This is a genomic window from Gilliamella sp. M0320 (assembly GCF_016101635.1).
Taxonomy (GTDB): Bacteria; Pseudomonadota; Gammaproteobacteria; order Enterobacterales; family Orbaceae; genus Gilliamella; species Gilliamella apis.
Genome location: NZ_JACFQD010000003.1, coordinates 35,869 through 61,827, shown reverse-complemented (window position 1 = coordinate 61,827; position 25,959 = coordinate 35,869). Strand labels below are relative to the sequence as shown.

The following is a 25,959-nucleotide window of genomic DNA, read 5'->3' as shown; positions in this document are numbered from 1 at the left end:
ACAAAATAGGAAAATTATTGACTAAAAAATGATAGCGCTATCACATTTTTGTTTTTTTTAAATTATTATTGTTAGCCAATGTGTTAATTTTCTACTATCGTAATATTAACAGATAATAAATCAGTTTTTCGGAGGTAAAATGTTAAATCAATGGTTAACTGGTCAAACGGTAAAAATTGTTGATTCTGTCAAAGATTGGAAAGAAGCAATAGAGCTTTGCGCCACTCCATTATTAGAGAATCAATCAATAACACCAAACTATATTGATGCTATCTTTCAGCTACATGAATCAATTGGTCCTTACTATGTATTAGCACCAGGAATTGCAATGCCTCATGCCAGACCAGAACAAGGAGTAAATAATTTAGGATTATCGATGCTATTAGTTAAAAATGGCGTTAATTTTAATTCAGAAGAAAATGATCCTGTTTATTTAATTACTTTGTTAGCCGCAAGTGATAGCACTAGTCACATCGAAATGTTAACTCAGTTAGCTTCATTATTTGCTGAATCAAATGATGTTAATACAATTTTTAATGCTAAAAATAGCGATGAAATTTTAACAGTAATTGATCGTTATTAAATTCAAACCAATTAATATAAGGATAAATAATATGAAAATTATGGCTGTTTGTGGTTCAGGACTTGGTAGTAGTTTCATGGTTGAAATGAATATCAAAAAAGTACTCAAAAAATTAAACATTGATGCTGAAGTAACACATGCCGATCTTGCCTCAGCCACACCAGAACAAGCAGATCTTTTTGTGATGACTAAAGATCTAGCAGCAAGTTCTGGCATTCCACAAGATAAATTAGTAGTTTTAAACAATATTATTGATATCAACGATTTAGAGCAAAAACTCGTTGAACATTTTAATAAAGCCTAATTATGAGGTAATGCTATGATTCAAGAAGTAATTAAATTCGTTGTTGATATATTAAAAGTTCCAGCAATACTCGTAGGTCTAATCGCCATGGTTGGGCTATTAGCACAACGAAAATCATTTGCAGATACAGTTAAAGGAACGGTTAAAACAATTTTAGGTTTTTTAGTATTAGGTGGTGGTGCAACGGTTTTAATCAGTGCAATTACTCCTTTAGGTTTAATGTTTGAAGAAGCTTTTAAACTTCAAGGTATCATCCCTAATAATGAAGCCATCGTTTCAATGGCATTAAATGAATATGGGACAGCAACCGCGTTAATTATGGCATTCGGTATGGTTGCAAATATTATGGTTGCTAGATTCACATGCTTAAAATATATTTTTCTAACTGGCCATCATACTTTTTATATGGCATGTATGATCAGTATTATTTTGACCGTTGCTGGATTTGAAGGTTGGCAATTAGTATTTACTGGCTCATTGGTTCTCGGCTTGATCATGGCATTCTTCCCAGCTTTAGCCCAACCACAAATGCGCAAAATAACTGGCAATGATGATGTTGCATTCGGTCATTTCGGAACCTTAGGTTATGTATTAGCGGGTTGGCTTGGTTCTGCCTTTGGTAAAGGCTCACGTTCTACTGAAGAAATGAATTTACCAAAAAACTTAAGTTTTTTACGTGACAGCTCAATTTCTATCTCATTAACAATGATGATTATCTACTTAATTTTAGCTATATTTGCTGGCCCTGATTATATTCAAACAAACCTAAGTAAAGGAGATAATTATTTAGTTTATGCGATTATTGAAGCCATCACATTTGCGGCAGGTGTATTCATCATCCTTCAAGGGGTTAGACTTATTTTAGCTGAAATTGTTCCTGCATTTACTGGTTTCTCAGAAAAATTAGTACCAAATGCAAAACCTGCTTTAGACTGTCCTGTTGTTTTCCCTTATGCACCAAATGCAGTATTAATTGGCTTCTTATTTAGTTTTCTTGGTGGATTAGTTGGATTATTTGTACTAGGACAACTAAATGCTGTACTTATTTTACCGGGTGTTGTACCTCATTTCTTCTGTGGCGCAACTGCTGGCGTATTTGGTAATGCTATGGGAGGCCGTCGAGGTGCAATGCTTGGTGCATTTGCAAATGGCTTATTAGTGACATTCCTACCAGTACTTTTATTACCAGTTTTAGGGTCACTTGGTTTTTCTAATACAACTTTCTCTGATGTAGACTTTTGTGGTGTAGGAATTATTCTGGGCAATATGGCAAAATGGTTCAATAAAGATATTATTATGGGAATCTTTATCGCTATTTTTGCTTTGTTAGTTGTACATAATGCATTAACAAAACCTAAAAAAAGTAACAATGAAAAATAGATTATTATCTTTTCATTAAGTAACAATATGATGCCAGACTTGTTAGTCTGGCAATTTTATACTATTTCATCTTACTACAACTTAGCCTATCAACTTTCAACAACGTCGTTTATTTAATATACATGACAACATAATTTGTTTAAAATATTTAAGCAACTTTGTTAGGTATTTTAAAAAAGTTAATAATGACAAATAATCAAAAAGATATAATTGATATTAATAAACATCTTTGCTTAGTACCAGCAAATAATCAATATGCATCAGATATTTATAATATTATCGCTAGCAATAGAGAGTACTTTAGTCAATTTATGGCATGGCCTAAATTTGTAAAAAACCAAGCTGATACAGCGCATTTTTTAGATTCTTGTTGGTTAAAACATCAACAGAATGAAAGCAAAACCTATGTCATTTTATTAAAAGGTCAAGCTATTGGATTACTATCTTTTAATCAGATTGATAAAAATAATAAAACAGCTTATATCGGTTATTGGTTAGATGGTTCAATGCAAGGCAATGGAGTAATGACCGTGGCACTCAATGCATTAATAAAGCATTATGCTATGCAAAAAATAATTAGACGATTTGTAATTAAGTGTACTGTTTATAATGAGAAAAGTAATGCTTTAGCCAAACGCTGTGGTTTTAGTTATGAAGGTACTTTAAAACAAGCTGAATATATTAATGAAACTTTTCATGATCAAAATATTTATGGTTTGATTGTCGATTAAGTTTAATTATTTGCTGATAAAAAAACCGACCTAAGTCGGTTTTGATTAACAATTGTTTAGTAAATGTGTTTAACGATTATTTGATTATAAAATAACCGTAAGCGATTAAACCTAAAACAATAATAATTGAAGATATCGCAATCATATACTTGGTTTTGAATTGATATTTCTTCACTTCACCAAGTGAAAGTTCAATATGTTTATTTTTATTATCAAAATAGTAATAAAGAGGTAAACCAATTAGGGTTAACACTATCGAGGCTATCCCATTTACAGTTTGGTGAATTAACATACCGTATATAACATATCCAGCACCTAAAATAGCGATAAGAGGAATAACTGGGTAACCAATGACTTTATAAGGTCTTGGGATATCAGCAAATTTTTTCCTCGCGATAATTACCCCAATAAACGTTAATAGATAAAAAACCCAAATGGAGAACATCGAAATTTCAGATAAGCGATCAGCATCAAGTAGCGTTGAATAAAGGAATGAAAAAACAACCAATATAATAATTGCATTCACTGGTGAACGGCTATCGTCATCAATGGTACTTAAAAATTTTGCCCCAATAATAGTGCCTCGTTCTCCCATACTAAAAATAGTTCGAGATAAGGTCATAATATAACCATTAATACCACCAAGAATTGAAACCATAATACCAACAGCAACTAAATTACCGCCTAAATGTCCAAACATGCGCTGTGAAGCAACTGCTGAAGCGTCATGGCCAAGTGTAACCATTTCTTGTACTGGAAATATCTTGAACAGTGCAATATTGATACATGCATAAACAATTACTAAAAATATTATGCCTAGAATAATTGCTTTAGGTAATACTTTTGATGGATTACGAATTTCACCAGCAACAGAGGCAACTTGCGCCCATCCATCATAAGCAAATAGCGTCGCCAAGATTGCTACTGCAAATGGCGCATAAGTTTCAATACCTTGACCACTAGCATTAAATAATGCAACTTGACCATTACCTTTCCACAAACCAAATATTGCTAATAACAAAATGGGAACAAGCTTACAAAAGGTAGCTATGGTTTGCAGATATCCAGCCTGTTTTACGCCTATTGAATTAATGCATGCAATAAGCCCCAAAACACCAGCGCTTACCGCCATACGATAGGCATCATTGATCCCAAATAATAAACAAAATACTGAGCTAAAATAACCAACCAAAGCACCAACTAAAGATGGCGCAAAAAGCACAGTGATCATCCAACCATATAGATGAGAAACTTTAGCTCCATAAATTTTTTCTAAATAAACCAGCATGCCCCCAGTTTTTGGGAACATAACACCAAGTTCACATAACGTTAAACCACCACAAATTGAAAAAATTCCACCAATAATCCACGCTAACAACGCAAAATTATAATCGCCAGCGACTTCTAATACAGCAGGTGGTTTCATAAATGCACCTGCGCCTAAAACCATTCCAACAACTAGTGATAATGCGGAAACTAAACCAAGATCTTTCCGCAAATTATTCTCTAAATTGTGTTCAGACATAAATAACCTCTTAAACTGATCAATAAAGCAAAACTTGCCTATAATAGGACTTTATTTATAAAAAACAAGCAAGATTAACTTTAATCGAAAAAAGCTTTCCAAATCAGAAATTATTATCAATAAAAAAGTCAGCATAAAGCTGACTTTCAATGAGTTAATCACTTAATAATTACTATTTTTTCTTCATTTTCATATCAATAACCATACGACCACGAATTTTACCTGCTTTCATCTCGTCAATCATATCATTGATATCTTCAAGAGGGCGTTTTTCAACCATTGGTACAACTTTACCTTCGGCACTAAAACGAAATGCTTCCGCTAAATCTTCTCGAGTACCAACTAATGAGCCGAGCACTTGAATACCATCTAGAACTGTCTTAGGAATACTTAAATCCATTGTTTCAGAAGGTAGACCCAGAGCTACAACTCGACCTAATGGACGTACAGAACCAATAGCCTGATTGAATGCTGTTTTAGTAACTGAAGTTACCACCGCACCATGCACACCACCATCGGTATGTTCTTTTATGTAAGCACCAACATCAGCCACTTTTTTAGGATTAACCACTAAATCAGCACCAAGCTTCTTACATAACTCTAGCTGGCTATCACTGTTACTAATCGCAACAACTTTATTGTTAAAAACATTTTTACCATATTCGATAGCCAAAGTACCAAGTCCACCAATACCAAAAACTGCTAGCCATTGACCAGGTTTAGTGTCAGCAACCTTAATTCCTTTATAAGTAGTTACACCTGCACAAGTCACACTAGTTGCTTGAGCTGGATCTAAGCCATCTGGCACTTTTACCGCATAATCAGCTTTAACAATACATTGTTCAGCCATACCACCATCGACAGTATAACCTGAGTTTAAAGCACTTCGGCAAAATGTTTCGTTACCAGATATACAATATTCACAGGTACCGCAACCTGCATGGAACCATGCAATACTAACACGATCTCCAACCTTCAAACTTTTTACATCAGGTGCAATTTTAGTCACAATACCCACACCTTCATGACCAATTACTCGACCTGGTTTTTTACCGAAATCGCCAGCAGCGACATGAAGATCAGTGTGACAAAGCCCACAATACTCAACCTCAACCAAAGCCTCCCCTGCCTCTAATGGGCGAACAGGAACGTCTTTAATTTCAACTTGACCATCGCATTCTTGTCTAATAACTGCAGCTTTCATTTGTTTCTCCTAAAATAATTACAATTTAAAAATATCACTGGATTCATTTTAAACTATTTATTTAGAAAAAATATGCGCTATTTCACATTTATCAATAAAAATGAGAATTATTCATTATTCCTTTCTATGTACAGCCCTAAATTGTTAAATAGCAAACCTTGATAATTATAAAGGTCCAACAAACTGGATTCATAACCAAACATATACCTAAAAAATAATATAAATATGCGATATTGATATCGCTCATCTTTACTAAAAATTTTTATAGTTAAGGCTTTCAATTAATTTTTATGCTCATGACAGAATTAAATCCATTTATTAACAATTTAGCGGTCGGTGTTGGAATATATAGTTTATATAAACTGGATAATAATGACTTCGTAGCAGGATTACAGCGTAGTGTTAAAGCTGGTGTAATACGAATAGTTGAGCTTGGCAAGAATCAGTGAAATAGTCTAGATATGATTTTTGAGGAACATAAAAACCCTGTTCCTCAAAATTTTTCTTTTCCCATTGAGGTTAAGCAATATCTTTCGCCACATATTTTTGGCTATTGTTATTAACTAATAAGAATAGTCCAATTAAAGCACCTAATACAAATAATCCAACCACATAAATTGCCGGTGCCATTTTACTAACAAAATCACTAAAAAATGAAATCAGTAATGGGGTTAAACCACCGGCAATAGCATAAGCCATATTAAATGAAAATGATACGCCACTATAGCGAACCTGAGTTGGGAATACCTTAACCATAAAATAAGCAAAAGAGCCAACAATTCCGACACTAGAACCGGCTAAGAAATAAGTGATAAAGAGAAGATTTGCGTTTTCTAATGATAAATAAAATATAGCAATCATGATAGCAGCAATACTACAACCAATAACCAGCACTTTGCCCATTGCAAATTTATCCATCATCATGCCATAAAACGTACAACTAATGATAAGTCCAATGATAGCTAATATATTACCTTGTAAAGCGTCAATTGCAGAAAAACCAAATTGCTTTTGTAATAAAATTGGGGTCATTAACATTATTACCATAATACCGGCAGATAACACCCAAGTCAGTAACATTGATAAAATAGTTTGTGGTAAATACTGGGTTAAAACGGTTATCACAGGTAATTTTTTAGATAATTCTTCATTCTTACGTTTTTGAATTTCTAGAAAAATAGGTGTCTCTTTTAACCAACGGCGAAGATACATGGCAATTAAGCCAAAGATACCACCAATAATGAATGGAATTCGCCAACCCCAATCGTTCATTTGTTCTATTGATACACTTTTACTCATTATGGTAGATACTAATGAACCTAGCAAAATACCTAAACTTAAACCACTGGTTAAAATACCACAGGCTAGGCCAATTTTATTTTTAGGAACATGTTCAGCAACAAATGTCCACGCCCCAGGCACTTCACCACCTACCGCAAGCCCCTGGCATAATCGCATCATTAAGAGTAATAATGGCGCAAAAATACCGATATTGGCATAAGTAGGTAAACAACCAATAAATAATGTTGGTAACGCCATTAATAGAATACTAAGTGTAAACATTCTTTTGCGGCCAAACATATCACCAAAGTGAGCCATCACAATACCACCAAAAGGACGAATCAAATAACCAGCAGCAAATATGCCAAAAGTTTGAACTTGACTTAACCATCCTGGCATATCATCCGGAAAAAATAGATGGCTTATCGTAATTGAAAAAAAGACAAATATAATAAAATCATAAAATTCTAATGCACCACCTAATGCTGATAGAGCTAAGGTTTTATAATCTTGATTATTTAATGTTCGCACATTTGTAACTATTGTAGAATCTGGCATAATCATCCCTGTAAACATTTTTTTACAAACAGTCTATTAATCTGTACTAATATACCGGAACAAATTGCCATTTAAAAGAAAATATCAAAAAGTTCACACAAAATTAAAACTAGCACTAAATGATTAATAATTAGCCAAATAAAAACCTACAATGAAAAAATCTTATTAAATGGAGAGTTTTAAAATGGCAACAAAACGCATTTCTCGTGGAAAATTCAACCGTATGCAACAATTATCTAACCAAGATGGCGTAATTGCAGCATTAGCAATCGATCAGCGTGGTTCTATGGTAAAAATGATGCAAAATGCTGTAGGTCAAGAACGTTATCATATTGATATGGTGTATGAATTTAAAGAGCTTGTTTCTCAGGAATTAACCAAATATGTTAGTGCCATTTTACTGGATGAAGAACTCGGTTTTAAAGGCATGGCAGCAAAAAATAAAAATGCTGGGTTAATTATGTCTTATGAAAAAACTGGCTACGATACCAATACACCAGGACGTTTACCAGATATTTTACCGGAAGATTCACTTCAACGTTTATTAAAAAAAGGAGCTGATGCCGCAAAAGTACTGGTCTATTATAATCCTGACGATCCGCAAGATATTTTAGATAAAAAACACGCCTTTTTAGAACGTTTAGGCAATGAAGCGAGAGCGGCTGACATTCCAGTATTTGTTGAGCCTATTGTTTATGATAATGTGGTAACTGATGATAAAAGTCCTGAATTCGCAAAAATAAAACCACAAAAAGTTATCAAGACAATTGAAGAATTTACTAAAGATCACTATTACATTGATATTCTTAAAGTAGAAGTACCCGTATTATTTAAAAATGTTGCAGGATTTAATGATAGTAATCCTGTAGTTTATTCACAACAAGAAGCTGCCGATTATTTCAAACAAGCAAGTGATGTTGCGACTCGTCCTTTCATTTATTTAAGTGCAGGCGTACCAACTAAAACTTTCCATGAAGAACTCATTTTTGCCGGAGAGCACGGCGCCAAATATAGCGGTATTCTAGGAGGTCGAGCTACTTGGTTTGAAGGTATTGAAGCATATGCTAAAAATGGTAAAGATGGCTTAAAACGTTGGCTTGATACTATTGGACGTGAAAATGTTGAACAACTCAATAAGATTTTAAAACAATATGCAACCCCATGGTACGATGTATATGGTGGTAAAGACAAAATTGAAATTATTGATCTTAAATTAAGTAATTAATCGTTTTTGTAGAGATTTAAATAAATAACTTAAATAACAGATAAGAGTACAAGTTTTATTCCTATTTTTCTTGTACTCTTGTTATTAAATGAACAATTTGCATATTAGTTAATCATCAGTTTTGTATACAATAGGATTCTACTTTTTGTTAAACCGCCTGATCAAAAAACAGGTTTACCTTACTTAGTTCAGCCATTGACTCTAAATAGGCTTTAATTTTTGTAGGAAAAATGAGACCTTTAACACAGGTTAAATTGCGTAATATCGGAAATAAACATATATCATCCCAAGATAATGTGCCATTACATGCATTCGATGCCACAATTAATGGTTCAAGCTGATTTAATAAATCAGATATCTTAGCAATTAATGCATCAGTTTCGGCAAGGCAATCAGCAAACGAACCCAATTTTTTACTCTTATTTGTAATAAAATTATCAATAGCAGCTTGAGTGGCAAATTCAGCTAAGCCTAATTTTACATATCGTGGACACTCTAACTTATAATCATATTGTTGAAATTGTTTAATTAATGCTTCAATTTCTGGATTTTTAACTCCACTTAAGATAGGGCCTTTACCATAATTACTATCAACATAAGCAACAATATCAAGACTTTCTGGCATATAGCTACCATCTTCCTTTTGTAAGATTGGCACCATTTTTTCACCAATCATACTTGTCGGTGATTTAACATCATCGCTGAGAAAGACATGCTGTTCAACTGGAATATTTTTTAAACCAAAAATCATTCTTGCCCGTACGCAAAAAGGACAATGTTCATAAATATACAATTTCATATTCTTCTCCTAAAGCAATCAATGATCCATAACAAAAGAGCCAGCCCTAAAAACAGTATAAAAACCGATCCTGCAGCATATAGCGCTTTAACATATCCAACCCTAACCACATTAATAAAAGGATATGGATATTGATTAGTAAGATAACCCCGTATGAAAATATAAATACCATAAATTAACATCGACAAAAACGAACCAACAATGACATTAAACTGAATTCGTCGAAATGGTCCCCAAACTAACCAACTTAATATACCAATAACCGGTAGAATCACATGTAAACTTTCATTGGTAAACTGTAATAAAGTATTAGGTGGTTTATGTATTCCCCTCAAAATTAAGTTATAAACTATTGCGGTTATAATCACCCCGACTAAGCCATTTAGTCGTATCACCTTGAAACTATATCGATTACAGTTGGGATTGAAAGTTAAACATAGACAACTAAATGCAAACATTAGATTGGAAAGTACCGTAAAAAAACTGTAGTAAAATATTATTCGCCCAGTTGGGGTACTTGGTTGCCAAGGTCTTAGCTGCGTATGCCAATAAATATAAGTTTCAATACCAATAATAAAAAAAGCATATAATGCAATAAAAAGATTAATATTTCGTTTTAACATAACTTATCATAAAAAATAACAGATAATTCAGTATATAGTAGGCAATAGAAAAGATACAAAATATTATTGCAATATCAACTAAAGTTAATGTTTTCATTGACCAAACATTCAATTTTATGCATTTCAATTGCAATAATAATGTGACAACTTCAAGTTATTGACAGTTAGTATATAATATTAACAACTATTGAAAATGAGTTGGTTTTTAATGTCTGATAAAGATATATCATCACAAAATAAAATATTAATTGAACAATTTCTAGACTCAATCTGGTTAGAACGAAATCTTGCTGAAAATACAATTGAATCTTACAAACTGGATCTATTCGCACTAAGCCAATCACTACAATTACAAAAAGTTAACTTTCTCACGGCACAATCCACTAACTTACAGGAATTTTTACTACAACGAGTTAAAGATGGTTATAGAGCAAGTAGTTCGGCACGTTTATTGAGTGCGACTAAACGTTTTTTTCAATATTTATATCAAGAAAACTATCGTACCGATGATCCATCAGCTATATTATCATCACCCAAATTACCCAAAAAGTTACCTAAAGACTTAACTGAATTACAGGTTGATGCTCTATTAGAATCACCAAGTATTGATGATCCAATTGAACTAAGAGATAAAGCTATGTTAGAAGTGCTTTATGCTACAGGATTACGAGTCTCAGAATTAGTTAACTTAGAAATTAGTGATATCAGCCTAAGGCAAGGAGTAGTGAGAGTTATAGGCAAAGGCAACAAAGAGCGTTTAGTTCCTTTAGGAGAAGAAGCAATCTATTGGCTTGAATACTATTTCAAATATGCACGCAATGATCTACTAAAAAATGGGCCAGTTGATGTACTTTTTCCAAGTCGTTTAGGCAAGAAAATGACACGACAGACATTCTGGCATAGAATCAAATATTATGCCATACTAGCAGGCATTAATATCGAAGCCCTTTCACCTCATGTACTTAGGCACGCCTTTGCAACGCATTTGCTTAATCATGGCGCCGATTTGCGAGTAGTACAAATGTTACTAGGGCACAGTAGTTTATCAACTACACAAATTTATACACATGTTGCAACAGAAAGATTAAAACAATTGCACAGCAAACATCATCCTCGTGCATAACAGTTTATATAACTAAGGATAACTGAATGAAAAAATTAGTCATAAGTTTAGGTTTAGCATTAATCTCAACTTCAGTATTAGCCAATAACGCCGATATCACCAAATCGATGGAAAAATTAGGTTTTTCTAATAAAGAAATTACTATCGAAAATAATCCAGTACAAGGATTGAAAAGTGTTATCACACCTGAGGGTATTTTCTATATAACAGATGATGGTAAATTTTTAACTCAAGGACCAATCTATAGTCTTGAAGGTGGTGAACCAGTAAATATTGCCAACAGTAATAACTTAAAATTAATGAAATCAATTGAAAAAGATGCCATTGTTTATAAAGCACCAAAAGAAAAATATATTATTTCAGTTTTCACCGATTATACTTGTCACTATTGTAAATTACTTCATGAAAATATAAATCAATACTTAGATGCAGGTATCTCAGTGCACTATTTTGCATTTCCTCGAGCCGGTGCTGATAGTGATGTAGGCAAAAATATGCAATCTATTTGGAGTGTTGCCGATCGTAAAGCTGCTTTTGATAATGCCTATAAGGGTAATTCAATTTCTCCGGCGAATAGTATGGTGCCTTACGTAACACAACAATTTAATGTTGGTAAAAAATTAGGTATCAGTGGTACCCCAGCATTATTACTACCGGATGGGCAATTAGTTTCAGGCTATGTTCCTGCTGATAAATTAATCGAAATATTAAAAAAGAAAGCTAAAAATTAGTACTTTATAATTTCTAATAATTAAAATTCAGATAAAAATAAGAATGTATGTTAGCGCACATGCGCTAACATTTAAAATATGAAAAGTAAATTAACACACCGCCAATTACCTGAAGTACTACCTAAATTGTCACCAGATATTCCACTCTTATTGCAACGAGTCTATGCATTACGTGGAATAACATCTATGCAAGAATTAGATTATACCACTCGTAATTTATGCAACTATGACAACTTAGATGGTACCCATACTGCTGTCGAAATTGTTTATTCAGCTATGCAGAATAATAAACGGATTATGATTGTTGGTGATTTTGATACTGATGGCGCAACCAGTACTGCATTAATGATAAAAGCATTAAAAAAGATGGGATGTAAACATGTCGATTATATCATTCCTAATCGATTTGATGATGGATACGGTTTAAGTATAAGTGTGGTAAAAAGAGCACTGTCAAAAAAAGCCGATCTGATTATTACTGTTGATAATGGTGTTTCGGCTATTGAGGCGGTTGAATTTGCAAAACAATCAAACTTAACTGTAATAATTACAGATCATCACTTGTGTTCAGAGCAATTACCAGCAGCTGATGCTATCATTAATCCTAATTTACCAAACAGCTCTTTTCCATCTAAGCACTTAGCTGGTGTTGGTGTAGCATTTTATTTTATGTTGGCATTACGGGCAAAGCTGCGTAAAGAAAACTGGTTTGCTAGCAATAAGTTAGCAGAATATAACATTACCAACTTGCTAGACTTAGTTGCGCTTGGCACGATTGCCGATGTGGTAAAACTTGACCGCAATAATCGTATATTGGTTCATCAAGGAATTAGCCGTATTCGAGCCGGTTATTGTTGTGAAGGAATCAAAGCATTATTAGATATCTCTAGACGAGATCCTCTTACGTTAACTTCCACAGATCTTGCCTATTACATAGCCCCAAGGCTAAATGCAGCTGGGCGAATGGATAGTATGTCGCTTAGCGTGGAATTACTGCTATGTGAAGATTATGATAGTGCCATTAAACAAGCAACCGATCTTGATACACTTAATCATGACCGGAAACTGATTGAACAAACAATGTATCAAGAAGCGTTATCCTATATTGAACAAGTAGAACAGAAAAATTCTACTTTTCCGAACGCATTAGTTGTACATCATCCGCAGTGGCATCAAGGTATTATCGGTATTGTATCGGCACGTTTGAAAGATAAACATTATCGTCCAGTTATATGTTTTGCCTCTACTGAAGATGGATTATTAAAAGGTTCCGGACGATCAATAGAGGGGATTCACTTACGAGACATACTTGATAAACTCAATGAGAGATATCCCGATATTCTAGTGAGCTTTGGTGGACATGCCATGGCAGCTGGATTAAGTATTCAAGAAAAAGATTTAGACCAATTTAGCGCACATTTTGAAACATTGATAACTGAACAACTCGATTTAGATGTACTCGAACAAATCATTGAAACCGATGGTGAAATTGATAATCAAGATTTTAATTACTCAATAGCTAAACAATTAAAAGAGTCTGGTCCATGGGGTGAAGGATTTACAGAACCAACATTCGATGGTGATTTTATTGTGCATCAACAACGTTTATTTGCTGAAAAACATCTTAAATTAGTATTAGAACCAAAAAACGGTGGTCCAATTATTGAAGGCATATGTTTCAATGTAAATTTAACCCAATGGCCAGATAATACAATAAAAATTGTAAAAATTGTCTATCAACTAGATGTTAATGATTTTCGTGGTAATCAGGCGGTAAAATTGATGATTAGACATATTTGGCCTATCGCATAAGCGAGTAAAATCGACTATAATTATAGTTTTCTACAAAAATCAAATCAGTTAACTAAAAAATACTGGCAACAGATAAGTATTATCATCAGTACAATATTTTATACAACATTAAGGACCAAAAAATGCATATTCATATACTTGGGATTTGTGGCACATTTATGGGCGGCATTGCATTAATCGCTCGCTCATTGGGTCATAAAGTCACGGGTTCAGACAAAAATGTTTACCCACCAATGAGTACGCTACTACAAAAAGAACATATTGATATTATTGAAGGAGATGATCCTTCACAATTAAACCCTATTCCGGATCTGGTAATTATTGGTAATGCCTTATCAAGAGGCAATCCTTGTGTTGAATATATTTTAGATAACAACATTCCTTATATTTCTGCTCCTCAATGGCTACATGACAACGTTTTACGTGAACGATGGGTAATCGCTGTTGCTGGAACGCATGGTAAAACAACAACAGCAGGTATGGTTAACTGGATTTTAGAGAAACAAGGCTATAACCAAGGTTTTGTTATTGGTGGCGTACCCGGTAATTTTGAAGTATCAGCAAGGCTAGGTGAAGGTAACTTTTTCGTTATTGAAGCCGATGAATATGATTGTTCATTTTTTGATAAACGTTCTAAATTTATGCATTATTGCCCAAAAACGTTAATTATGAACAATTTGGAATTTGATCATGCAGATATTTTTGATGATCTCAGTTCAATTCAAAAACAATTTCATCACTTAGTTCGTTTAGTGCCTAGTAAAGGGTTGATAATTTCCCCGCAAGAAGATGTCAATTTAAAACAAGTTTTAGCCAAAGGTTGTTGGAGTGAGCAATCATTCACCGAATCAGAAAATGGCTGGATGGCGAAAAAAATCGCTAATGATGCGAGCCAATTTACTGTTTACTTTAACAATGAACAGGTTGGTGAAGTTAACTATTCTCTTGTTGGTGAACATAATATGCATAATGCCTTAATGGCTATTGCAGCGGCACATAATGTCGGTATTAAACCAGCTGATGCTTGTTTAGCACTTGGATCGTTTTTAAATGCCAAAAGACGTTTAGAGTTATATGGCGAAGTTAATGATATTGAGATTTATGATGATTTTGCCCATCATCCAACTGCAATATTAGCAACTTTAGAAGCATTACGCAGCAAAATTGGGGCAAATCGAAGAATATTGGCAGTTTTAGAGCCTCGTTCGAATACCATGAAACTAGGCATATCCAAAGATGAACTTGCGCCATCATTAGGTCGTGCAGATGAAATATATATGTTTCAACCAGAACAACTACCTTGGTTAGTTGCTGATGTGGTTGATGCTTGTATTCAACCGGCTTATTGGTCTGGTGATATTGATTTATTAGTTGAGATGATTATTAAATCAGCTAAACCAACTGATGCAATCTTGATTATGAGTAATGGTGGTTTTAATGGTATTCATAATAAAATTTTAAAAAATCTGCAAAAACAGCAAATAAAAAATAAACAAGAAGAAAAATTGCGACATTAATAATTACATTCCAATATGACATGTCATTTTTAGTGGCATGTCATCGCTATATATTTTAATCCATTATATTATCTTTTATTAGGTATGAATCTACATATGTTATACAAATAATAACTTATTTGCTAAGAGCTAATTGACGAATAAGATAAATACTGTGAATAAATAAGCTAATTATCAATAGCTGTAACTAGACAGATAATTAGAAAATCGAATAATATAAATATTATTTATTATTTCTAAATAATAAGGAAAAACACCTTTATAAGTACTAATTAGGACGATTTAAATGATAAATTGATAATCTAATAAATTTATCTGTAATTACTGTTGATTAATAGAATAACTAATGCACCATTTATTTATATTAGACATGGTATTAAATCTCCGCTTATAAAATTGAGGATAGTACATGAATGACACTACCGACATGATTAAAATGTTATGTCGCAGAATAAAAATGGCAAGAATTGAGAAAAATTTATCACAGCTAGAGCTGGCTAATAAAGCCCAAATAGGTATTGCCACAATAAAACGTATTGAACATGGAGAATCAATTACTTTACAAACATTAATTGCTGTCTTAAAAGGCTTAGATGAACTTGACCAACTGAACAATTTATTGGCCTATAATGAAATAATGCATAAAACATCATCAGAACAACCAAAACGAAAAAAGCGTTGTTTCAAAAAAGACGAAAAAATAGATATGTTAGTAAATAATGATTTTCTACGTTCAAAAGTTAATACAATGCGTTGGAAATACTAAGTTGATTGGCTATTTTCGCCGATTTTATATCGGCGAAAATAAACAAAATATCTAAAATTAATTACAGTGAACCGTAATAGCTAATCCACCACGCGATGTTTCACGATATTTAGCATTCATATCCTTTCCTGTTTCATACATGGTTTCAATAACTTTATCTAAGGATACTTTTGCAACAGTCGTTCTTCTTAACGCCATCCGAGTGGCATTGATTGCTTTTACTGCAGCTATTGCATTACGTTCAATACAAGGAACTTGAACTTGTCCTGCAACTGGATCACAGGTTAAACCCAAATTATGTTCCATCGCTATTTCAGCAGCCATACAAACCTGCTGAGGGTTTCCTCCTAAGAGTTCAGCCAAACCTGCTGCAGCCATAGAACAAGCAACCCCCACTTCACCCTGACAACCAACTTCGGCACCAGAAATAGAAGCATTCATTTGATAAAGTTGCCCTATAGCACCACAAGTAAGGAAAAAACGAATATAGATATCAGGTGTTACCGGATTGATAAATTTATTATAATAAGCAATTACAGCAGGTATAATACCACAAGCACCATTTGTTGGAGCTGTTACCACTCGCCCACCAGCAGCATTTTCTTCACTAACCGCGAGAGCAAACATATTAACCCAATCAATAATAACCATTGGGTCATTAATAATACCATCTTTTGTGGTCGATAATTGCCGATATAATGAAAATGCTCGACGTGGAACTTTAAGTGGTCCAGGTAATAAACCTTCTGTATTCATTCCTCGTTTAATACAATCTAAAATTGTTTCGCCCACTCGCTCAAAATAGTTTTCTATTTCTTCATATGTATGTAACTGTAACTCATTCTTCATCATTATGCTGGAAATAGACAATGAATTATCTTCACAGAGACTAAGTAGCTGTGCTGCTGATGAAAAAGAATATGGTAACTTTACTGAATTTTGTTCTTCCTGACCAAATTTCTCCTCTTCTACAATTTTACCACCACCAACAGAATAATACGTTTTTTGTAATAATAACGTCTCTCCATTATAAGCACTCAATGTCATACCATTTTCATGTAATGGTAAAAATTTTGAATGAAATACCATACATTGATCGAGAGGAAAATCAATTTTATACCTATTATTATAAATTGATAATCGATTGGTCTGAGTCACTGTTTCTATAAATAATGGAATATTATCGATATCCACACTATCAGGCTTTTCGCCAGCTAATCCCATAATAATGGCAATATCAGTTTGATGCCCTTTACCTGTTAATGATAAAGAACCGTAAACATCAGCAACAATTTTAGTAACCGACGACATTAAATTTGCACTAATCAACTGATCAATGAAGATTTTTCCTGCTATCATTGGTCCTACTGTATGAGAACTAGAAGGACCTATACCGATTTTAAATATTTCAAATACTGAACTCATATTTTCCCTTTTTTATACCTAATTTTAAATCGATAACAATTATCAATATTATAAATTATAACTGTGAGCAAAAATGCAGTAAAACCTATAAATTTATACAAGTTATTTCAAATCTTATGTTAAGATTTTCGCAAATAAATTATTTGCCACTCACTCCTTCTATTGATCAATAAAACAATCGACTTTACTACATAACACATAAACAGTTATGGTTTTTAATTAATGCAAATTTAAATTAAATTATAAATAGCTGCTGAAATCGCAATCATTCCCATAACAACAATAAATATATTACTAATTTTACCTTTATACTTTTCTAATATAGGCAATCTATGGATTGCGTACATTGGCATTAAAAATAGTAATATCGCTAGAATTGGACCACCTAATGATTCAATTAAACCCAAAATACTTGGATTTAGTGTCGCAATACCCCATGCAGTAATGAACATAAAAACAATGGCAATTTTATCGAGTTTTTTTGGCGAAATTGTTTTATTACAGCTACGTAGTGCCTTATTAACAAGACCATTAAATCCTTCTTTACCACCTAAATAGTGACCTAAAAATGATTTAGCCATAGCAATAAAGGCAATTGGAGGACCAATGTACTCAATTACTGGTGAATTAAATCGATTAGCTAAATAAGATAATGTTGAAATATTTTGAGCTTTTGCATCTAATAGCTCTGCAGGGGTTAGGCAAAGCGCACAACTAAAGACAAAAAACATGACAGTAACCACCATCATAATATTACTAGCCGCAATAATTTTACTACATTTAGGTTCAGCAAATACTTCACCATATTCTCTACGTTTAGCTACGGCTAAAGATGAGATAATAGGTGAATGATTAAATGCAAATACCATTACAGGTATAACTAGCCATAGTGTCATTAAAATACTACGGCCACCTTCATTAGCTGTATTACTAAATGAAAAATTTGTGAAAAGTTCACCATTCCATTCAGGAATTAAAAACAAAGCCAAAATCATTAACACTGCAATAAAAGGAAAAACCAATATTGACATAACCTTAACAATAAGTTCTTCACCAAAATGTACAATCATCATTAAAAAAGCAACTAAAAAGAATGAAAGTAAAGCTCGAGGAGGAGGCTCCATGCCTAATTGATGAACTATAAAGCTATCAACAGTATTAGTAATACCGACACTATAAACTAATAAAATTGGATAAATTGCAAAAAAATAGAGTAGTGTTATCCAATTTCCTGCAGTGCGTCCAAATGCTTCTTCAACCACTACTGTTATATCACCATCAGGACTTTTACCCGATAAAACAAACCGACACAGAGCTTGATGAGCAAAGAATGTCATTGGGAAAGCAAGCATTAACATCACCAATAACGGGATTAATCCTCCGACTCCTGCATTGATAGGAAGAAATAGTACCCCCGCTCCAATAGCTGTTCCATAAAGGCTAAGCATCCATAATGTATCACTTTTACGCCATTTCGGTAATTTCGATGAGCTTTTATCTTCAAATATGTCCTTATTAATCGTATGTCCCATATTGAATATCTCCTTAATCTAAAATTCGCGCGTATGATATCAATAATTAAACTTTTGTAGTGTGACCTTCATCACATTAAACATAAAATTATTCAATATAATCAATAAGATAATGATATCTATTTTGATACTTAAGCCCCTTAAATTTGTTAAAGAATCATTTTTGATACCTATAAATAAGTAATCTGACAAAATTTATGTTTGAATTGAGTTTTAATCGATAAGTAATAACAGAGCCATTACTCATTATTTTAGTTAAAAACAATAATAAAATTATTTTGGTATCCTAATATTTAAAAGAATCTAAGTCATAAATAACGTTGATTTATAGTATTTGTAATATGGGGTATGTGATCAAGATTAGCGTTATTAAGTTTTTCAAGATAAGGCACAAGAAAACTTATTCGTAATGATAAATAAACAACGAATTATATTTAGTACTATATTATGCTGATAACCATTACCTAATCAGACTATTAATTAAGATTAAATTATTAGCATAAAAATTTTTGAGGAACGGGGTTTTTGACAACTAATTTTAGTTAAAAACTCTCAAAATTTTTATATCGAATCATAGTAACAAACAACACCTAAATCTGACCGTATAATTTCCATAAAGCCACCAGACAATATTTCAGATGTGTCGTGGAAAAAACTAGGTTTTTCTTTTAATATCAATTTACCATAAAACTTATTTTCAAAATATAAATCGCCATCATCAGTAATGGTAAAATGGTCATCAGGCTGAATAAAACTATCACAAGGACATTCCATTATATATTCCTTTGTATTAGACAGTCGACTACAACCATCAGTTCGCCAATAAAACTCTAATACCTCTTGATAACTTAAATCAAACAAATGATATTTAGCAAATTTAATTGGCCAATATAAAATAAGACCTATTAAAAAGAGAAAGAATAAACGTTGTTTTAATTTAGGTATGTTCAATTTGTCCATATTGTTTAGTAACTTATTCTCAATAAAAGAAAATTTATCACATATAAACATTTATAACCATATTTACTAATAAAATTACTTTTGTGTTGCGCTTGGTACTGCTAAACTAGCTAACATTTTTATTATATTTATATATAAATTATTTTTCGGGATAAATGTATGCGAACCAGTAAATATCTTCTATCTACATTAAAAGAAACGCCAGCAGATGCTGAAGTAATTAGCCATCAATTAATGTTACGTGCCGGTATGATCCGTAAAGTTGCTGCCGGATTATATACATGGCTACCCACAGGTTATCGCGTACTAAAAAAAGTCGAAAATATTGTTCGTGAAGAGATGAATAAAGCCGGTGCAATTGAAGTATTAATGCCGGTGGTACAACCTGCCGATATATGGCAAGAAAGTGGCCGTTGGGAACAATATGGTCCTGAATTATTACGTATTAAAGATCGTGGCGATCGTGATTTTGTCTTAGGGCCAACTCATGAAGAAGTAATCACTGACTTACTACGTAATGAAGTAAGTTCTTATAAGCAATTACCGCTAAATGTTTATCAAATCCAAACTAAATTCCGCGACGAAGTCCGCCCTCGTTTTGGTGTGATGCGTTCGCGTGAATTTATTATGAAAGATGCATACTCATTCCACACATCGCAAGAATCATTACAAGAAACTTATGATGATATGTATAAAGCTTACAGTGCAGTATTTACTCGGGCTGGCTTAAATTTTAGAGCGGTACGTGCTGATACTGGCTCAATTGGTGGTAATTGGTCACATGAATTCCAAGTATTAGCAGATAGTGGCGAAGATGATATCGTCTTTTCAACGGAATCCGATTATGCTGCCAATATTGAAATGGCACAGGCTCAAGCACCAACTCAAACACGCCAAGCGCCAACCAAAGAGATGCAATTAGTTGATACTCCAAATGCCAAAACTATAGATGAATTAGTAGCACAATTCAATTTACCAATTGAAAAAACCGTTAAAACATTAATGGTTAAAGCCACTAAAGAGAGTGGTCACCAACTTGTAGCTTTATTAGTCCGTGGTGATCATACCTTAAACGAAATCAAAGCGGAAAAAATCGATATTGTGGCGACTCCGCTTGAATTTGCAACCGAAGATGAAATTCGTGCCTTAGTCAATGCAGGACCGGGCTCTCTAGGACCAATAAACCTAAATATGCCAATGATTATTGACCGTGATGTTGCTGTAATGAGTGATTTTGGTGCTGGTGCCAATATTGACCATAAACATTATTTCAATATCAATTGGCAACGCGATGTTGCTTTACCTCGCATCGAAGATATTCGTAATGTGGTCGAAGGTGATATTAGCCCTGATGGTAAAGGTACATTGCAAATTAAACGAGGCATTGAAGTTGGGCATATCTTCCAACTTGGTACTAAATATTCAGAAGCCATGAAAGCAACTGTCCAAGGTGAAGATGGCCAAAATCATGTGATGATCATGGGTTGTTATGGTATTGGCGTTAGCCGAATAGTTGCCGCTGCAATCGAACAATGCCATGACGATCGTGGAATTATTTGGCCAGAAGCCATAGCACCATTTAGCGTTGTTATTATTCCAATGAATATGCACAAATCTGAAAGAGTACAAGCGACTGCAGAAAAACTTTATGCAGATCTTCAAGCCGCTGGTATTGAAGTATTATTTGATGACCGAAAAGAGCGCCCAGGTGTTATGTTTGCTGATGCTGAATTAATCGGTATTCCACATACAATTGTAATTGGTGACCGTAACCTTGATAATGGTGATGTAGAATATAAACATCGTGCTGGTGGCGATAAAGAATTGGTAAAAGTAGATCAAATCCTTGAATTTATTAAAAGCCGTCAACAATAAACATAACAATAGACAATTGTAGTAATGGTAAATAGAACACAACAAGTAATGGCTCACTTTGGTTTGCAAATTGCCCAAATAGTGAACATTATTTTGTTGTGTTACTTGATTTTTTATTAGCAGTTGTTAGTCTAAATTAATTCAAACCTCATTGTGAATAACTTTTATCAAGTACCAAACGATATATATCGCTTGAACAATCCTCGTTAAAACAGATAAAACAGCTTGGTAAACTTAGCATTAAAACCATAATTAATCTGCGATTATGGCATAGTGATCGAGATAAAGTTGTCACTACAGGCATCACTGAGGTTTGGATCAATATGCGAGCAGGAAATATTTCTGATAAAAAAATAATTCAAATCCTTAAAACAATCAAAAATTCACCTAAACCGATATTGATTCATTGTTAGCATGGCAGTGACCGCACAGGCGTAGTTGTTGCTATGTATCGCTTAATTTTTCAAAACTGGAGTAAACATCAAGTTATTGATGAATTAATGCAACCTGAGTTTCGAAATCATTATAATATTTATCCCAATATCAAAAACTACATTAAGAATGTTGATATTGATGTTAAATAAATTCGCTATGCAGCATTGGAATAACATCATTATTTAATCAAGTAAATAAAATAATATAGAAGTAATAGCTCAAATTGATAAAATATTCAAAGTGATATTGTCTTTTTTTTAAGCTAGAATACTTAATTATTAATCTTTTTTATGAGTTAAAAGTATGTTAAAAAAAGCAATCGCATTAATAGTATCTTCGTCGTTATTATTGCAAAATGCATCGATCGTTTATGCAGATAATATTAAGCTACCCGATATGGGCACCGCAGCTGCAGCTACATTAAGCATCGGGCAAGAAAAAGAGATGGGCGATTATTATATGCGCTTGTTACGTGGTAGTGCTCCGATTATTAATGATCCGGTTTTAAATCAATACATCAATGATTTAGGGAAAAAATTAGTTTCCAAATCGGATTCAGTACAGACGCCTTTTCACTTTTATGTTATGAGAAGTAATGTACTTAATGCCTTTGCTTTTTTTGGGGGCAATGTCGTCGTTCATTCAAAATTAATATTAGATACCGATAATGAAAGTCAATTAGCGTCAGTAATGGCTCATGAAATCGGGCACGTGACACAACGCCATTTGGCTCGAGCAATGGAAGCTCAAAATAGTAATAGTCCATACGTTTGGGGGGCAACTCTTGGCTCGTTATTACTAACTTTAGCCAATCCAGAAGCTGGCATGGCAGCAATGACAACCACTATGGCAAGTTCAACACAAAGTATGATTAGTTTTACTCAATCAAATGAACAAGAGGCAGATAGAGTTGGGCTTAGAACATTAACTAAAGCTGGATTTGATCCTTATGCTTCTTCTGAGTTTCTACAAAAACTTGCCGATCAAAGTCGCTTTAGCAGTAAGCCACCTGAAATCTTAATGACTCACCCTTTACCTAATAGCCGTTTATCAGATATTCGTAATCGTTCATTACAATACTCAAAAAAGACTGTTACGCCATCTTTAAATTATTATCTAGCCAAAGCTAGAATAGCAATATTGATGAGTAATAAAACTAATGCAAGAATATTGATTGAAGATTATCGCAAACTGAATAATGAACAAAGTAAAATAGCGGTAATTTATGCTAATGCTTTAGTTGATTACAATAATAATAATTACCTAAAAGCCAAACAACAATTACAACCATTATTAGATAATGATCCAAATAATATCTGGTATATTGATCTAATGACGGATATTGATTTAGCGCTTAATAATAGTAGTGCAGCAATTACTCGTCTTCAATCAGCATTAAAAAGATCACCTGATAGTTCCGCATTACAACTAAATCTAGCTAACGCTTATGTAAAAGCTCGAAATTACCAGCAAGCAGTGAGTTTATTACATCGTTATACTTTTGATCACAATGATGACACTAACGGTTGGGATTTGTTAATAACTGCTTATGGTGGACTAAAGTCAAGAGCTCAAGAGATGAGCGCACGGGCAGAGTCAGTGGCGCTAGAAGGAAAGTTTCCTGATGCGATTCGATTATTAACTAATGCTAAAACTCAAGCAAAAGGTAATCAAACCTTAATTGCAAAAATTGATGCCAGAATTAATCAATTAAAACAGTTGCAAAAACGTTATGCTGTTTATAGTAGGAGATAGACTCGTATTTCAGGCTAATGTTACTAATAGCATTAGCCTGAAAATGTCACAAAAAATAGTAATTAATCGTCTAAATGATCAACATTATTATAAAACTTAACTGAATATTCACCCTCTTGTTGCTCATTATTCTGTTTATAATTAACCACGCTAATACTAGTATTTAACATTCGTGGGAAATAGTTTTCATCACGATGTTGACGCCAATCGCCACCATTTAAAACACAAAGTAATATTCGTAATACCGTACCATGTGATACAACTAAAATATTACCATTATCTTGCGGTGCATTTTTAACAATTTCATTTAAAGCATTTTTCATACGAGAAAGTACATCAAGGTAATTTTCACCTTGATTAACAGATGCATCAAACTTTTCTGGTTCAGTTAAATAGGTATTAAATTCTGGGAATTCTTTTTTTAGTGAAGGCACATGTCTACCTTCCCAAAGACCAAAATCCATTTCCCGCAAACCTTCCAGTTCAAAAGAAGGAATTACATTGTCATTTTCGTTAATAATATAATCCCGAGTTTCCATTGCACGTTGTTGAGGGCTAGAATAGGCTTGTATAAATGGTATATTTTTAAGATGCTTTCCGGTTATCTTGGCGCCTAAAATACCATTTTCAGTTAGAGGTGAGTTTTGTGACCCCTGCATCTGATCTTTAATATTCCATTCTGTTTGACCATGTCTAATTAAGTATAAATTAAGATCTTTCATGCTTATTAATTACCTTCTCATTTTAATCATTCTGTTTGTTGATATTTATCATCTCTAATCTTTGTCAAACAATTTTGCAATACATCATCCAACGGGGCATGTAATTGCATCTCCTGTAAAGTTTTCGGATGAATAAATTTTACATTAGCGGCATGTAAAAATAATCGATTAAGTTTACTATCAGTTAATAATGCATCAAATTGACTATCACCATAGCGATCATCAAATGCAATCGGATGATTAGCATATTGAGTATGCACACGAATTTGGTGAGTACGACCAGTTACTGGGCTCGCCTTAACTAAGGTTGCAAAACCGAAGCGTTCTTCTACTTTAAATCTCGTTTCTGAAGGTTTTCCTTCGGCATTCACTTTAACCACTCGTTCACCACTTTTAAGAACATTTTTTAGTAATGGTGCTTGTACAACTTTGCATTCAGAAGGCCAATTACCTTTCACTAAAGCTAAATAATTCTTTTGCATCTTTTTCAAACGTAATTGTTCATGCAGTGACTTTAACGCAGAACGTTTTTTCGCAATCAATAAAATACCTGATGTTTCGCGGTCAATTCGATGCACTAATTCTAAAAATTTCGCTTCTGGTCGTAAGGCTCTTAATCCTTCAATAACACCAAAACTTAGACCACTACCACCATGTACGGCAATTCCAGATGGTTTATTAATGGCTAAAATTACATCATCTTCATAAATGATCGCTTTCTCCAAATCAGCAACTTTATTTAGTTTTGTGGAAATCTCAGGCACCGTTTTTTCGGAAACGCGTATAGGTGGGATACGCACTTCATCACCAATAGCTAGCTTGTATTCTGGTTTTATTCTTTTTTTGTTAACGCGAACTTCACCTTTTCTAAGTATGCGATAAATCATACTTTTAGGCACACCTTTAAGATATGTAATAAGAAAGTTATCAATGCGTTGCGCTTCATTTTCTTCACTAATTGTGACAAATGAAACTTGTTGTTTTGTTTGTTGAACTTTTGAGTCCATAAGAAAAGATTAATCCACCGTTAATAAATAAAAGTCGTTTCACATTATTAAAAAATAAACTACACTACTACTGGCTAAAAATTAAT

24 protein-coding genes are annotated in these 25,959 nt (G+C 33.3%); 14 read left to right on the top strand and 10 right to left on the bottom strand.

The genetic code is table 11. The features are described 5' to 3' along the window. The first annotated feature begins 139 nt into the window (after window positions 1–139). From H3T83_RS04835 to rimL, 4 genes are all read left to right on the top strand, one after another. The gene (locus H3T83_RS04835) at window positions 140–583 is read left to right on the top strand and encodes a PTS sugar transporter subunit IIA (protein WP_034900868.1); all 444 of its coding nucleotides are present in this window, start codon (window positions 140–142) and stop codon (window positions 581–583) included. A 31-nt stretch (window positions 584–614) separates the two neighbouring features. After that, window positions 615–887, top strand: a complete 273-nt coding sequence (locus tag H3T83_RS04830) for a PTS sugar transporter subunit IIB (protein WP_034900870.1) — start codon at window positions 615–617, stop codon at window positions 885–887. 15 nt (window positions 888–902) lie between these two features. Beyond that, window positions 903–2,267 carry a PTS ascorbate transporter subunit IIC gene (locus H3T83_RS04825; RefSeq protein ID WP_034900872.1) on the top strand — a complete coding sequence of 455 codons (1,365 nt, stop codon included), beginning with the start codon at window positions 903–905 and terminating at the stop codon, window positions 2,265–2,267. 185 nt (window positions 2,268–2,452) lie between these two features. After that, window positions 2,453–2,998: a 50S ribosomal protein L7/L12-serine acetyltransferase gene (rimL, locus tag H3T83_RS04820; protein WP_065652071.1), complete on the top strand. Its 546-nt coding sequence runs from the start codon at window positions 2,453–2,455 to the stop codon at window positions 2,996–2,998. Window positions 2,999–3,074: 76 nt separating this feature from the next. Here the strand turns inward: rimL and H3T83_RS04815 are convergent, their stop codons facing one another. Then, window positions 3,075–4,523 (bottom strand): APC family permease, encoded by a 1,449-nt coding sequence (locus H3T83_RS04815; protein WP_198215243.1) that lies wholly within the window; start codon window positions 4,521–4,523, stop codon window positions 3,075–3,077. 172 nt (window positions 4,524–4,695) lie between these two features. Continuing rightward, the gene (adhP, locus tag H3T83_RS04810; protein ID WP_065578293.1) at window positions 4,696–5,727 is read right to left on the bottom strand and encodes an alcohol dehydrogenase AdhP; all 1,032 of its coding nucleotides are present in this window, start codon (window positions 5,725–5,727) and stop codon (window positions 4,696–4,698) included. A gap of 290 nt (window positions 5,728–6,017) precedes the next feature. On the opposite strand from adhP, the gene H3T83_RS04805 reads away from it, so the two are divergent. After that, entirely contained in the window at window positions 6,018–6,176 is a 159-nt protein-coding gene (locus H3T83_RS04805) for a hypothetical protein (RefSeq protein WP_165755152.1), read from the top strand. 70 nt (window positions 6,177–6,246) lie between these two features. Here the strand turns inward: H3T83_RS04805 and H3T83_RS04800 are convergent, their stop codons facing one another. Further along, on the bottom strand, window positions 6,247–7,566 hold the full coding sequence (locus tag H3T83_RS04800; protein WP_198215242.1) for an MFS transporter: 1,320 nt from the start codon (window positions 7,564–7,566) through the stop codon (window positions 6,247–6,249). A gap of 184 nt (window positions 7,567–7,750) precedes the next feature. Here H3T83_RS04800 and H3T83_RS04795 point away from each other — a divergent pair, with 184 nt between their 5' ends. Next, on the top strand, window positions 7,751–8,791 hold the full coding sequence (locus H3T83_RS04795; RefSeq protein WP_198215241.1) for a tagatose 1,6-diphosphate aldolase: 1,041 nt from the start codon (window positions 7,751–7,753) through the stop codon (window positions 8,789–8,791). Between the two features lie 148 nt (window positions 8,792–8,939). Here H3T83_RS04795 and grxB read toward each other — a convergent pair whose 3' ends face one another. Continuing rightward, a complete protein-coding gene (gene grxB, locus H3T83_RS04790; protein ID WP_086320755.1) occupies window positions 8,940–9,590 on the bottom strand; it encodes a glutaredoxin 2 in 651 nt (216 codons plus the stop codon). Then, on the bottom strand, window positions 9,587–10,213 hold the full coding sequence (locus H3T83_RS04785; protein WP_086360562.1) for a Pr6Pr family membrane protein: 627 nt from the start codon (window positions 10,211–10,213) through the stop codon (window positions 9,587–9,589). The genes grxB and H3T83_RS04785 overlap by 4 nt, the downstream gene beginning before the upstream one ends. A gap of 208 nt (window positions 10,214–10,421) precedes the next feature. Between H3T83_RS04785 and xerD the strand changes: the two genes are divergently transcribed. The 5 genes from xerD (at window position 10,422) to H3T83_RS04760 (ending at window position 16,162) form a co-directional block, all read left to right on the top strand. Next, on the top strand, window positions 10,422–11,336 hold the full coding sequence (xerD, locus tag H3T83_RS04780; RefSeq protein WP_198215341.1) for a site-specific tyrosine recombinase XerD: 915 nt from the start codon (window positions 10,422–10,424) through the stop codon (window positions 11,334–11,336). A gap of 26 nt (window positions 11,337–11,362) precedes the next feature. Beyond that, the gene (gene dsbC, locus H3T83_RS04775) at window positions 11,363–12,067 is read left to right on the top strand and encodes a bifunctional protein-disulfide isomerase/oxidoreductase DsbC (RefSeq protein ID WP_065578287.1); all 705 of its coding nucleotides are present in this window, start codon (window positions 11,363–11,365) and stop codon (window positions 12,065–12,067) included. Window positions 12,068–12,145: 78 nt separating this feature from the next. Next, window positions 12,146–13,879 (top strand): single-stranded-DNA-specific exonuclease RecJ, encoded by a 1,734-nt coding sequence (gene recJ, locus H3T83_RS04770; protein WP_198215240.1) that lies wholly within the window; start codon window positions 12,146–12,148, stop codon window positions 13,877–13,879. A 122-nt stretch (window positions 13,880–14,001) separates the two neighbouring features. Beyond that, on the top strand, window positions 14,002–15,396 hold the full coding sequence (mpl, locus tag H3T83_RS04765; RefSeq protein WP_198215239.1) for a UDP-N-acetylmuramate:L-alanyl-gamma-D-glutamyl-meso-diaminopimelate ligase: 1,395 nt from the start codon (window positions 14,002–14,004) through the stop codon (window positions 15,394–15,396). A 409-nt stretch (window positions 15,397–15,805) separates the two neighbouring features. Continuing rightward, the gene (locus tag H3T83_RS04760) at window positions 15,806–16,162 is read left to right on the top strand and encodes a helix-turn-helix domain-containing protein (protein WP_065578284.1); all 357 of its coding nucleotides are present in this window, start codon (window positions 15,806–15,808) and stop codon (window positions 16,160–16,162) included. A gap of 57 nt (window positions 16,163–16,219) precedes the next feature. Here H3T83_RS04760 and H3T83_RS04755 read toward each other — a convergent pair whose 3' ends face one another. The 3 genes from H3T83_RS04755 to H3T83_RS04745 all read right to left on the bottom strand — a co-directional run bounded on the left by H3T83_RS04755 (window position 16,220) and on the right by H3T83_RS04745 (window position 20,079). Beyond that, a complete protein-coding gene (locus H3T83_RS04755; protein WP_198215238.1) occupies window positions 16,220–17,587 on the bottom strand; it encodes an L-serine ammonia-lyase in 1,368 nt (455 codons plus the stop codon). A 230-nt stretch (window positions 17,588–17,817) separates the two neighbouring features. After that, window positions 17,818–19,119, bottom strand: a complete 1,302-nt coding sequence (locus H3T83_RS04750; protein WP_086320749.1) for a serine/threonine transporter — start codon at window positions 19,117–19,119, stop codon at window positions 17,818–17,820. A gap of 561 nt (window positions 19,120–19,680) precedes the next feature. Further along, window positions 19,681–20,079: a hypothetical protein gene (locus tag H3T83_RS04745; RefSeq protein WP_133052284.1), complete on the bottom strand. Its 399-nt coding sequence runs from the start codon at window positions 20,077–20,079 to the stop codon at window positions 19,681–19,683. Between the two features lie 159 nt (window positions 20,080–20,238). On the opposite strand from H3T83_RS04745, the gene proS reads away from it, so the two are divergent. The 3 genes from proS (at window position 20,239) to H3T83_RS04730 (ending at window position 24,144) form a co-directional block, all read left to right on the top strand. After that, the gene (gene proS / locus H3T83_RS04740; protein WP_198215237.1) at window positions 20,239–21,954 is read left to right on the top strand and encodes a proline--tRNA ligase; all 1,716 of its coding nucleotides are present in this window, start codon (window positions 20,239–20,241) and stop codon (window positions 21,952–21,954) included. Between the two features lie 446 nt (window positions 21,955–22,400). Next, entirely contained in the window at window positions 22,401–22,538 is a 138-nt protein-coding gene (locus H3T83_RS04735) for a hypothetical protein (RefSeq protein WP_198215236.1), read from the top strand. Window positions 22,539–22,692: 154 nt separating this feature from the next. Beyond that, entirely contained in the window at window positions 22,693–24,144 is a 1,452-nt protein-coding gene (locus tag H3T83_RS04730; protein WP_198215235.1) for a M48 family metalloprotease, read from the top strand. 62 nt (window positions 24,145–24,206) lie between these two features. Here H3T83_RS04730 and H3T83_RS04725 read toward each other — a convergent pair whose 3' ends face one another. After that, entirely contained in the window at window positions 24,207–24,866 is a 660-nt protein-coding gene (locus tag H3T83_RS04725; protein WP_034900902.1) for a histidine phosphatase family protein, read from the bottom strand. A 26-nt stretch (window positions 24,867–24,892) separates the two neighbouring features. Continuing rightward, window positions 24,893–25,873 carry a 23S rRNA pseudouridine(955/2504/2580) synthase RluC gene (gene rluC, locus H3T83_RS04720; protein WP_198215234.1) on the bottom strand — a complete coding sequence of 327 codons (981 nt, stop codon included), beginning with the start codon at window positions 25,871–25,873 and terminating at the stop codon, window positions 24,893–24,895. Window positions 25,874–25,959: the final 86 nt, after the last annotated feature.

What these genes read in the sequence shown, in the direction of transcription:
- H3T83_RS04835 (WP_034900868.1), top strand. Translation starts at nt 140, where the DNA reads ATGTTAAATCAATGGTTAACTGGTCAAACGGTAAAAATTGTTGATTCT.
- rimL (WP_065652071.1), top strand. Translation starts at nt 2,453, where the DNA reads ATGACAAATAATCAAAAAGATATAATTGATATTAATAAACATCTTTGC.
- rluC (WP_198215234.1), bottom strand. Translation starts at nt 25,873, where the DNA reads ATGGACTCAAAAGTTCAACAAACAAAACAACAAGTTTCATTTGTCACA.
- H3T83_RS04755 (WP_198215238.1), bottom strand. Translation starts at nt 17,587, where the DNA reads ATGAGTTCAGTATTTGAAATATTTAAAATCGGTATAGGTCCTTCTAGT.
- recJ (WP_198215240.1), top strand. Translation starts at nt 12,146, where the DNA reads ATGAAAAGTAAATTAACACACCGCCAATTACCTGAAGTACTACCTAAA.
- H3T83_RS04825 (WP_034900872.1), top strand. Translation starts at nt 903, where the DNA reads ATGATTCAAGAAGTAATTAAATTCGTTGTTGATATATTAAAAGTTCCA.
- H3T83_RS04725 (WP_034900902.1), bottom strand. Translation starts at nt 24,866, where the DNA reads ATGAAAGATCTTAATTTATACTTAATTAGACATGGTCAAACAGAATGG.
- xerD (WP_198215341.1), top strand. Translation starts at nt 10,422, where the DNA reads ATGTCTGATAAAGATATATCATCACAAAATAAAATATTAATTGAACAA.
- H3T83_RS04745 (WP_133052284.1), bottom strand. Translation starts at nt 20,079, where the DNA reads ATGGACAAATTGAACATACCTAAATTAAAACAACGTTTATTCTTTCTC.
- adhP (WP_065578293.1), bottom strand. Translation starts at nt 5,727, where the DNA reads ATGAAAGCTGCAGTTATTAGACAAGAATGCGATGGTCAAGTTGAAATT.
- H3T83_RS04795 (WP_198215241.1), top strand. Translation starts at nt 7,751, where the DNA reads ATGGCAACAAAACGCATTTCTCGTGGAAAATTCAACCGTATGCAACAA.
- H3T83_RS04815 (WP_198215243.1), bottom strand. Translation starts at nt 4,523, where the DNA reads ATGTCTGAACACAATTTAGAGAATAATTTGCGGAAAGATCTTGGTTTA.
- H3T83_RS04750 (WP_086320749.1), bottom strand. Translation starts at nt 19,119, where the DNA reads ATGGGACATACGATTAATAAGGACATATTTGAAGATAAAAGCTCATCG.
- H3T83_RS04805 (WP_165755152.1), top strand. Translation starts at nt 6,018, where the DNA reads ATGCTCATGACAGAATTAAATCCATTTATTAACAATTTAGCGGTCGGT.
- H3T83_RS04730 (WP_198215235.1), top strand. Translation starts at nt 22,693, where the DNA reads ATGTTAAAAAAAGCAATCGCATTAATAGTATCTTCGTCGTTATTATTG.
- grxB (WP_086320755.1), bottom strand. Translation starts at nt 9,590, where the DNA reads ATGAAATTGTATATTTATGAACATTGTCCTTTTTGCGTACGGGCAAGA.
- H3T83_RS04800 (WP_198215242.1), bottom strand. Translation starts at nt 7,566, where the DNA reads ATGCCAGATTCTACAATAGTTACAAATGTGCGAACATTAAATAATCAA.
- proS (WP_198215237.1), top strand. Translation starts at nt 20,239, where the DNA reads ATGCGAACCAGTAAATATCTTCTATCTACATTAAAAGAAACGCCAGCA.
- H3T83_RS04830 (WP_034900870.1), top strand. Translation starts at nt 615, where the DNA reads ATGAAAATTATGGCTGTTTGTGGTTCAGGACTTGGTAGTAGTTTCATG.
- H3T83_RS04785 (WP_086360562.1), bottom strand. Translation starts at nt 10,213, where the DNA reads ATGTTAAAACGAAATATTAATCTTTTTATTGCATTATATGCTTTTTTT.
- H3T83_RS04760 (WP_065578284.1), top strand. Translation starts at nt 15,806, where the DNA reads ATGAATGACACTACCGACATGATTAAAATGTTATGTCGCAGAATAAAA.
- dsbC (WP_065578287.1), top strand. Translation starts at nt 11,363, where the DNA reads ATGAAAAAATTAGTCATAAGTTTAGGTTTAGCATTAATCTCAACTTCA.
- mpl (WP_198215239.1), top strand. Translation starts at nt 14,002, where the DNA reads ATGCATATTCATATACTTGGGATTTGTGGCACATTTATGGGCGGCATT.
- H3T83_RS04735 (WP_198215236.1), top strand. Translation starts at nt 22,401, where the DNA reads ATGTATCGCTTAATTTTTCAAAACTGGAGTAAACATCAAGTTATTGAT.